The following is a 9,835-nucleotide window of genomic DNA, read 5'->3' as shown; positions in this document are numbered from 1 at the left end:
GTGAAGTGCACCCTGTCAAGTAGACAGGAAAATAATTAAAGTGTATGACGAGTTCATAAGAACTCGTCTTTTTATTTATGCTGGGATTTTTAATCCCATTGATAAAGTAATTCTTTTCTTATTATAGAACTGAATATACTCCTCAATTTTCTTGAAAAGAGATTCATAGGTTTTGAAATGATATAAACGATATACTTCTTCCTTTAATGTCCCCCAGAATGCTTCAATTGGTCCATTATCGATACATCTTCCAGGACGGGACATACTATGTGTTATTTGTCCTTTTTCTATAAAGTGCTTAAAGAAATGAGAAGTATATTGGAATCCTCGATCACTATGAATCATTGTTTTTGTTGGAATTATCTTCCTTTTTATTTGATTAAAAGTATCTTTAACGATTTGATTATTGTTTTGCTTAGATATTTGATATGCAACTATCTTCTTTGTACCATAATCTAAAACTGCACTTAAATAAGCTTTTTCTCCCTTCCCATACTTCAATTCAGTGATATCCGTTAATAGTAGAGCCATTGGCTCGTACTCTTTTTTAAATTCTCGATTTAAAATATTAGCTGCAGTGTATTCTTCAGTGTTCGATTTATAACGATAACGTTTTTTTCGTATAACTGCCTTTAATCCCATTAGTTTCATAAGACGCTGAATACATTTATGATTCACTTTTGCATTTCTATAATAGTTTAAATAGATTGTGATACGACGATATCCATATATACCTTGAACAGATTCATATACTTCGTCTATTAATTCCATTAAACGACGTAGTCGTTTTTCAGATTCCGAAGGGACACGATTTAACCATTTATAATAGCCAGCTCTACTAACTTTTAACACTTTACATAATAGAGTAATATGAAATCCTCTTTTACTTAATTTTTTAATCGTTTGATATTCCGCTTCAAATCTCGTTTGGCAAACATCAACTCGCTTTCCACTTCTTGTAATTTTTTTAGTGCGGCATTTTCTGTTTCTAAATATTCGTTTCGCGCCTTTAATATTGCCATTTCTGCACGAATACGCTCAGTTTCTGTCTGTATATTTTCTGGTTTTCGTTTCCCTCGACTGTCTATTAATCCATCAGGACCATATTTTTGATATTTTTTTACCCATTGATACACCAAGTTGTAAGAAACGTTATATTTCTGTGCGGTTTGTTTATAGTTTAATTGATTTTGAATACAGTCTTTGACGATAAGGATTCTTTCTTCGTGCGTTGTTTTTCTATATTTCATAGTGTACACCTCTGGCTTAGGATCGTAGGCCTTCGTGGCCTCACCATTAGTATACTTAATAATCCAATTTCGTACAGTTCTAGCAGAAGGAATTTTGTATTTTCTTGCGATTACTCTTAAATAGGTTTTCGATTCTAAAAACTCTTTAACCACCTTTTCTTTAAATTCCTTTGTATAAGTGTTAAACCCGTCTCGATCTTCTAATGCAGAAGGTCCATTTGCTTTATAGTTCAAAAAATACATATTAAATGCTCCAGGTGAAATCTTTAAACCATATTCACTACGCAGCTCACGAAAAGGCACACCATCTAAATACAATTCTATGAATCGTTCTAATTCTTTTGCAGTATGTTTCTTAGCCAATCTAAAAAATACCCCCTCTAAAGTAGTTTACTTTTTTTAGTGTCTACTTTAGAGGGAGCATATCACAGAAATGTCAGGTCTTTCTTTTTTTGTAAAAACCTCATTGAGAAAAAATAACGTAATTAAATTATGAGAGGAGGATAAATGAAATTATGACTAAATTATGGTACAATTAAGTCACAAAATAAAAGGAGGAATGGATATGAAAATTATTCCGATGAGAGATTTAAAAAACACAGTAGAAGTAGAAAGACAATGCAAAGAAGAACAAGGACCTATTTTTGTGACAAAAAATGGTTATGGGAGACTAGTCGTGATGGATATCGAATATTATGAAAGCACGATTCAAAAAATGGAAGAAGCTCGCTTACTGATTGAAGCACTTGAAGATGTTGAAGAAGGTCGCGTGCTAGATGGGAAAGAGGCGCTTCTAAAATTGAGGGAGAAGTATGGAATATGAGTTTGAACTGACCGAAAAAGCGAATAATGATATTGAAGGAATTCTCTATTATCTTTCCAAGGAATTAATGACTCCGAAATCTGCGACTCTTTTTATGGATGCGTTGATGAAAGGGTTCAATCAGATTTGTAGATTCCCTGAGAGCGGAGAAGTATTAGATAACAAATTTGTTCCGACAGATATGATTCGTAGAGTTCTGATTGGAAGGTATGTTATTTTTTACCTCATCATGAAAAGACAAAAGAGAATTCTGATATTGAGGGTATCTCATGAATTGAGAGATGTGAGAAATATCCTTCAACATACAACGTTCAATATCGAAGAATCTAGTGCTACGCTATTAATTTAGTAAAATATAGGACTGACATAGAAGACCTGGCAGAAATGTCAGGTCTTTTTCTGTTAGCAAAATATCCTATACGGTTTTTTCACCCGAAAGGACGAAAAATAAATAAAAACTCTATTGTATTCAGGGTGTAGGAGGAATATACTAAGTCTAGTTAGTGTGTTTTTTAACAAAGCAAAATAGGGGGAATTAGGGTGAAGATTCAATCGAATTGGAAATTGGGTTTGTTAGTAGTCGCTTGCGTTTCTTTGGCAGCATGTGGGGGACATAAGGAAGAGTCAAAGGCAACAACTGAGACAGTAGTAAAGGTCAAAACGGTTGAAACGACGACAGTGGCACCTGCGAAGTTGCCGGATTCGTTGCTTCCGTTTAAGAAGGAAAAACAATTGGTTTTGGGAGACCTTGATAAATTAGAACGGTCGACATCAGCTCATATTCAACTGAATATCAAAGATAAACCGAAAGCAAAAAGGGAACCGAAAATCAGTGTGGATCCTGTTGGTTGGCATAACTACAAGATACCGATTGATGACTCCGGAAGTGGTAAAGAAGCATGGCTGATGAATCGCGGGCATTTAGTCGGATATCAATTCAGTGGGCTTGATAATGAATTACGGAATTTAACACCAATGACAGCCCTGTTAAATACAGGTAGTTTGTCCGATAAAGATTCCGCAAACCAAACCGCGATGCTTTTCTATGAGAACAATCTTGCAGATTGGATTAATGCTCATCCGAATGATTGGTTGGATTATAAAGTAACGCCAATTTACGAGGGGGATGAACTCATCCCTCGAAAAATTGAGTTGCAGTATGCTGGAATAAAGAGCGATGGAACTTTGATGAAGATTTCTTTTGGAACAAAACAAGAGAACGTCGACAAAGATGGTGTGACTCATGTGGTTTTAGAGAATACTTCACCAAATGCAAAAATCGACTATGCGACTGGTAATGCGGAACCGCTATTTGCGAAGAAAGTAGAAACTACTGTAGTTCAAACGGAAGCTGTCACCGAAACGACGGTAAATCAGGAAGAGTATATTACAGTCTATGTAGCTACAAAAGGAAAGTCAGATATTTACTGGTACTATAAGGAAAATATGCCAGCAAACACAAACAAACAGAATGTTGTGGAAATGACAGAAGCTCAGGCGAAACGCTTAGGGAAACGGCATAGTTCTAAAGAACACTATAGACCATAAGTAAAAGGAGCACCACACAATCGTGTGGTGCTCCTTTCTTTTAATCTTCTTTCACTAAATACCCTAATTTGTCCAGGGAGTCTTCGATATAGTCGAGGTCTTGTTGGTTTTCGGCTTCAACCAGATGATAATGCACACCGTCTGTTAGAGACGATAGTGGGCGGAAGTCCGATTGGTGGATTTGCTCCAAGAAGTGCTCAACGTCACGGCGACACGTGAGCTTCACGAGCGTTTGGATTTCACCGTAAACGGGATGGTCGATTTGAATATTTTGGACACGGCCTCCATTATCGACAATGGCTAGAAGTTCACTTTCGATAGCCTCGGTATCGTGTTTGACCTTGAAGAGGCGATGAACGTACGGCGAACTCTCTTGCTCCTTGTAGACATATCCGCGGTTGGTCGATAGAATCGTGGCCCCATCAGCACGAAGAAGCGCGATGTCTTGCACGATAATTTGTCGTGTTACGTGGAAATGTTCCGCTAGGCTTTGACCGTTGAGTGGCTTTGGCGCATTTTTCAGCAATTTTAGTAATTCGGCTTTTCGTTCTTTTGGCATAGTGTCCCTCTTTTAACGTCTTTTTTGTAAAACTTTATACACCGCTAGTGCTATTTCATAGTCTACCATACTGTGAATCACTGTACCAAATCCGACTAGGACGAAGAGGACGTAAAACATGCTTTGAATATCCGTCCCTGAAACGGAGTAGAAGAGCACGCAGGCTAATACTTCGCCGACTGCGTGAATAAGCGCCAATACGAAGTTAAAAATCCATGACGCTTTGCGGTTTTCAAGAGTCTTTGGATATTTTTGTAGGAAAAAGGCTCCAAGTGTCGCAAAAATAATATGCGATAGCGCGCGGAAAACGATAACGAGTGGATACGCACCGGAAATAAAGAATCCATATGATGACCCAAGAACGACGAAGATGGCCATCCACGGATTGATAAACATCGCGATAAAGATTGCAACGTGGCTTCCAAGTGTGTACGAAGCTGGTGGAATCACCAATTTTAATGGCATCGCGATAGGAATGAAGATGGCAATCGCGGTTAATAGTGCGGTTAGTGTCATAAAACGAACATTTTTCATCAGAATAAAACTCTCCTTTTGTTTACTGTATATACAGTAGTATAGTTCTGTGTATACAATAAATCAATAGGGAAACTCAACTTTTCCGCTCACTTTTCGCTCATAATTCGCTTGATTTGATAAAAAAGTACCAGTACAATAAAGAAAAGAGAGGTGAGACGGATGCAAGTAAATTTTCAAATTACAGAAAAGATGTTAGGGCTGGTGCACAATATTGCGGAACTCCTGACGAAATATTCCATTGAGAAACGTCCGCTATTACTGCGCAAGGAAAATAGGATTCGCTCGATTCAGTCCTCCCTTGCGATTGAAAATAATAGCCTGACGCTGGAACAGGTGACAGATATTATCGAGGGAAGACGTGTGCTTGGCCCACCAAAGGATATTCATGAGGTGCAAAATGCGTATGAGGCGTATGAACGTGTCTTTTCGATGGACCCGTATAGTGTGGAGGATTTTCTGGAGGCACACCACTTGTTAACACACGGCCTTGTGAAGCATCCGGGACAGTTTCGCTTGAGTGATGTTGGCGTTTATGATGCGAGCGGGCGAGTGATTCATGTGGGCGCACGTCCGCAGTTTGTTCCAGGGCTCGTGAAAGAGTTGTTCTCGTGGGCTAAGAACAGTGATTTGCTCGATTTAGTGAAATCGTGTCTTGTCCATTTTGAATTGGAAATCATTCATCCATTTGAAGACGGAAATGGACGCATGGGGCGCTTGTGGCAAAGTCTCATCTTAAGCCGGTGGAATCCGTTATTCGAATGGCTCCCAATTGAGTCGGTCATACATGCGCATCAACAAGGCTACTATAATGCACTCGCTATCAGTAACAAGGAAAATGATGCGACTGCTTTTGTTGAGTTTATGCTCGAAGTGATTTTGGAAACTCTTGAAGAAGTAAAAGTGCAAAATCGAATCGAAGAAGAAAGTGCTAATTATGTGATTTTGCCTTCGTTAAAACCAAAAGAGCGCGAAGTCTTTGAACAAGTAAAGGCTTATTTAGAACAGTACGGCAATATCGGCAACCAGCAGGCACAAGACCTCACTAGGCTCAGTGCCGCAACTGTCCGACGTTATTTATCGTTCTTCGTGGAAGTTGGGTTACTGACTTCAAGCGGAAGCACAAAAGGGAAGTTATATACATTAAAAAAGGCGTCTAAGTAGACGCCTTTTACTATTTTTTAAGGGATTGAATTTGTTCAAGAATATAGGTTTCAATTTGTTTGAATTTCTTGTCAGTGATTTTTCCGCCTTTTTGTTTAGCTAAGTATAAATAGAATTGGACAGGCTCTGTCTCGTCTAGTTCAATTAATTGAATACCGTTAAGTTTCAAGAAGTCCACGAGAAGACCTACTGTATTTTTTTGCTTGATAAAGTTTTCAAATCCATGAATATCGCTGACCTCGGCTAAAATATTTGGAACGATTCCGTACGTATTCATAAACCGCCAGAATACTTCATTGTGAACAAAGTGTTCGTTAAAAAGAATGAATTCTTCTTGCTCTACTTGAGAAATGTGAACATGCGATGCTTTTGCCAATGGATGACTTTTAGACACTGCCAATTTAAAAGGGAAGGTTGCGATTTTTTTCAAATCATGTTGCGAACTAGTTACTTCTTTGCATGTTCCGAATAAAGCAATATCTAGTTGGTTTGATGCAATCTTCTTCGTAATTTCTTTAGAGCCATCTTCCAGTAAGATGATTTCTGTACCAAAAATCTGTTCGAGTGAAGACAAATGTTGGGTCAAATCGAAGAATCGAGAAAGAGCAGCAGTAATTCCAATTTTTACACGGCTATTATTGGAGGCTTTTAGGGCAGCCTTTCCCATTTCAAGTTGTTGCAAGGCGTTTTGAGAAAATTGTCTAAAAATTTGCCCTTCTTTTGTGAGGGAAATTTTTGAATGGGATTGATCTCTAACAATGAGCTGAACGCCGAGTGTATCTTCTAACCCTTTGATGGCGTAGCTAACAGTTGGTTGACTGACCTTGAATTTAGAAGCTACTTTTGAAAATGATTTTAAACGGCATAATTCGTTGAAGTACTTAAGTTGTTGAAGTTTCATAAACGTTCCTCCTCATATATAAAAAAATTATAAGACGACCTCTGTTTGACTATGCTATAAGTTATTTTTTAGAATGTCAATCGTAAAGAAGGCTGAACGATTGATAAAACTTTTTATGGTGAATAGAATTAACTTCGTTTTATATATTTATTGTAAAATAAGTGATATAATTAATTATATCAAAATTCTCATTCGTTTTGAGAATATACAATCGAGCGTCAATGTAAAATTGAAAGAAGGTGTTTGCTTACCAAAGGCGATAATGATAGTTCCTTTAGAAGACGAACACTTGAAATCTGTCTATGTCGAGTCTTCTAGAGAATAGAAGGCTTTTTTATTTATATACTCACCTAGACAGATGAACGACTTTACACCCGAGTATATAGTACAGTTTCATCAACAACCATTTAAGGAGGAATCACCATGCGTGGACACGAAATTTTAAACAACCCTTTCAAAAATAAAGGGACAGCATTTACACAAGAAGAACGTCAAGAATTAGGATTGGTAGGTTTGTTACCACCGTACGTTCAAACATTGGAAGAACAAGCAGCGCAAACCTATGCGCATATGCACCAAAAAGCCAATGATCTTGAAAAACGTCTTTTCTTAATGGAAATCTTCAACACAAACCGTACTTTATTCTACTATTTATTCTCACAACACTTAGAGGAGTTCAACCCAATCGTATATGACCCAACAATTGCGGACACGATTGAAAACTACAGCGAACTCTTTGTAGATCCACAATATGCAGCATACTTAGACATCAACCATCCAGAAAATATCGAAGCAACCTTGAAAAATGCGGCAGGTGACCGTGATATTCGTTTAATCGTTGTGACCGACGCAGAAGGAATTCTTGGAATCGGTGACTGGGGTACAAACGGGGTAGACATCTCTGTTGGTAAATTAATGGTCTATACAGGAGCAGCCGGAATCGACCCTGCAAGTGTTCTTCCATTAGTGATTGATGCAGGAACAAACCGCCAAAGCTTATTGGATGATCCAAATTATTTAGGAAATCGTCATGAACGTGTGCGTGGTGACCGTTATTATGCCTTTATCGACCAATTCGTTGAAACAGCAGAACGTCTCTTCCCTAAATTATATTTACACTGGGAAGACTTCGGACGCGGCAATGCGGCTAATATCTTAAATAAATACAAAACTCAAATCCCAACCTTCAACGATGATATTCAAGGTACAGGAATCGTGACACTCGGTGGGGTGTTTGCCGCAATGGATATCGCTGGTGAAAAACTAACAGACCAAGTGTACTTATGCTACGGTGGGGGGACTGCAGGGGCAGGAATTGCTTCTCGTGTCCTTCGTGAAATGGTCGTTGATGGTCTGAGCGAAGAAGAAGCGTATAAACGTTTCTTTATGATCGACAAACAAGGATTGTTATTTGACGATATGGACGATTTAACTCCGGAACAACGTCCTTTTGCGAAAAAACGTAGTGATTTTGCAAATGCAGACAAACTAACAGATTTATTAGAAGTTGTTAAAACTGTTAAACCAACTATCTTAGTGGGGACTTCAACGCAACCTGGTACATTTACAAAAGAAGTTGTTGAAGCAATGTGCGAAAACACAGAACGTCCAGTGATTTTCCCATTATCAAATCCTACAAAATTAGCAGAAGCTACTGCCAAAGACCTTATCGAATGGTCAAACGGAAAAGCTTTCGTTGCGACAGGAATTCCTTCAGACGACATTGAGTACAACGGTGTGAACTATGTTATCGGACAAGCGAACAATGCGTTAATCTACCCAGGTCTTGGATTAGGAATGCTTGCTTCAGAAGCGAGTCTATTAACAGACGAAATGATTGGTGCTGCAGCGCATGCCTTAAGCGGTATTGTGGATATTACAAAACCAGGCGCACCTGTGTTACCTCCATTCAAATACGTGGCAGAAGTGTCATTGAAAGTGGCAACAGCAGTCGCTAAAAAAGCACAAGAACAAGGTCTAGCACGCGCAGCTGAACAAGATATGGAAAAAGCTGTTCGTGACTTCAGATGGACACCAAAATATTAGGAGGCGATGCGGATGTTATTTCTAACATCTCTTGAGTCCATTATTCCAATTATTGCACTGATTGTGCTTGGATATTTCCTACAAGTAAGAGGCTGGTTCCATAATGATTTTGGCAATGATTTGTCTAAATTGATTATGAACGTAGCGATGCCAGTATCAATTTTTGTTTCCGTGTTAAAATATTTAACACTAGAAAAATTGATTAGCTTATCAGGAGGACTCGTCTATACATTTGTTGCTTTCGCGCTTGGATATATTGTGGCGTTTTTAAGTGTCAAAGCCTTTAAAGTGGCACCAGGGCGAAGAGGGACAGTCATTAATACATTCGTCAATGCGAATACGATCTTTATTGGATTGCCTCTGAACATCGCATTATTCGGTGATGATGCATTAGCATACTTCTTGATTTACTATATTACGAATACGATTTCGACTTGGACATTAGGTGTCTTTTTAATGACAAGCGATAGTAAAAGTGGAAAGAAGAAACAAGAATCTCATTTCGATTGGAAGAAATTACTTCCAGCTCCGTTACTCGGATTTATCGTTTCAGTAGTGTTCTTAGTTATTAATATTCCACTTCCTAGTTTCGTATCAAGTACATTAGGCTATGTAGGAGGTTTAACAACTCCATTATCACTTGTATACATTGGGATTGTATTAGCTAAAGCGGGTATTAAGACCATTCGATTTGATAAGGATAGTATCGTAGCATTAGTAGGGCGTTTTATCGTTGCCCCAGTATTAATGTTTGCGGTTCTTAAATTGATGGCACCTGGAATGGTTACTGCGGAATATCTAACATTTATGATTCAGTCTGCAACGCCAGCCTTAGCCGTACTACCAATTTTAGCGAACCAAGGGGATGGAGATGTCGAATTTTCAACGAATATTGTCACTTTAAGTACAGTTCTATTTGTTATTGTCATTCCAATACTCCAAACAATTATTGGATAATAGGGTTTCCCGGCTGAAAAGCTGGGAGCCTTTTTTATTTTTAAAAGTTTGTT

At 38.3% G+C, this 9,835-nt stretch carries 11 protein-coding genes; 6 read left to right on the top strand and 5 right to left on the bottom strand.

All coding sequences use genetic code 11. The annotated features are described in order from the left end of the window. Positions 1-75: 75 nt before the first annotated feature. Together ADH02_RS04535 and ADH02_RS04530 are read right to left on the bottom strand one after the other, a co-directional pair. On the bottom strand, positions 76-900 hold the full coding sequence (locus tag ADH02_RS04535; protein ID WP_048782334.1) for an IS3 family transposase: 825 nt from the start codon (positions 898-900) through the stop codon (positions 76-78). Next, positions 888-1,613 (bottom strand): helix-turn-helix domain-containing protein, encoded by a 726-nt coding sequence (locus tag ADH02_RS04530; protein WP_048782331.1) that lies wholly within the window; start codon positions 1,611-1,613, stop codon positions 888-890. Before ADH02_RS04530 ends, ADH02_RS04535 begins: the two co-directional genes overlap by 13 nt. 202 nt (positions 1,614-1,815) lie before the next feature. Here ADH02_RS04530 and ADH02_RS04525 point away from each other — a divergent pair, with 202 nt between their 5' ends. From ADH02_RS04525 to ADH02_RS04515, 3 genes are all read left to right on the top strand, one after another. Further along, on the top strand, positions 1,816-2,073 hold the full coding sequence (locus ADH02_RS04525; protein WP_048712691.1) for a type II toxin-antitoxin system Phd/YefM family antitoxin: 258 nt from the start codon (positions 1,816-1,818) through the stop codon (positions 2,071-2,073). Next, positions 2,063-2,422, top strand: a complete 360-nt coding sequence (locus tag ADH02_RS04520; protein WP_048782895.1) for a type II toxin-antitoxin system RelE/ParE family toxin — start codon at positions 2,063-2,065, stop codon at positions 2,420-2,422. Before ADH02_RS04525 ends, ADH02_RS04520 begins: the two co-directional genes overlap by 11 nt. A 191-nt stretch (positions 2,423-2,613) precedes the next feature. After that, positions 2,614-3,621 (top strand): DNA/RNA non-specific endonuclease, encoded by a 1,008-nt coding sequence (locus tag ADH02_RS04515; RefSeq protein WP_048782893.1) that lies wholly within the window; start codon positions 2,614-2,616, stop codon positions 3,619-3,621. A gap of 40 nt (positions 3,622-3,661) precedes the next feature. On the opposite strand, the gene ADH02_RS04510 is transcribed toward ADH02_RS04515, so the two are convergent. Further along, positions 3,662-4,180 carry a transcription repressor NadR gene (locus tag ADH02_RS04510; protein ID WP_048782891.1) on the bottom strand — a complete coding sequence of 173 codons (519 nt, stop codon included), beginning with the start codon at positions 4,178-4,180 and terminating at the stop codon, positions 3,662-3,664. Between the two features lie 12 nt (positions 4,181-4,192). After that, complete coding sequence (locus ADH02_RS04505) at positions 4,193-4,714, bottom strand: hypothetical protein (protein WP_048782889.1); 522 nt, start codon at positions 4,712-4,714, stop codon at positions 4,193-4,195. 162 nt (positions 4,715-4,876) lie between these two features. Here ADH02_RS04505 and ADH02_RS04500 point away from each other — a divergent pair, with 162 nt between their 5' ends. Continuing rightward, positions 4,877-5,878 (top strand): Fic family protein, encoded by a 1,002-nt coding sequence (locus ADH02_RS04500; RefSeq protein WP_048782887.1) that lies wholly within the window; start codon positions 4,877-4,879, stop codon positions 5,876-5,878. A gap of 10 nt (positions 5,879-5,888) precedes the next feature. Here the strand turns inward: ADH02_RS04500 and ADH02_RS04495 are convergent, their stop codons facing one another. Next, entirely contained in the window at positions 5,889-6,779 is an 891-nt protein-coding gene (locus tag ADH02_RS04495) for a LysR family transcriptional regulator (protein WP_048782885.1), read from the bottom strand. A 423-nt stretch (positions 6,780-7,202) separates the two neighbouring features. Here ADH02_RS04495 and ADH02_RS04485 point away from each other — a divergent pair, with 423 nt between their 5' ends. Together ADH02_RS04485 and ADH02_RS04480 are read left to right on the top strand one after the other, a co-directional pair. Beyond that, positions 7,203-8,825 (top strand): malolactic enzyme, encoded by a 1,623-nt coding sequence (locus ADH02_RS04485; RefSeq protein ID WP_048782881.1) that lies wholly within the window; start codon positions 7,203-7,205, stop codon positions 8,823-8,825. Between the two features lie 12 nt (positions 8,826-8,837). Beyond that, positions 8,838-9,782, top strand: coding sequence for an AEC family transporter (locus ADH02_RS04480; RefSeq protein ID WP_048782879.1), 945 nt, complete (start codon positions 8,838-8,840; stop codon positions 9,780-9,782). The last annotated feature ends 53 nt before the right edge of the window (positions 9,783-9,835 follow it).

This window comes from Streptococcus sp. 263_SSPC (genome assembly GCF_001071995.1).
Lineage (GTDB): Bacteria > Bacillota > Bacilli > Lactobacillales > Aerococcaceae > Granulicatella.
This window is presented reverse-complemented; position numbering and strand designations above follow the sequence as displayed.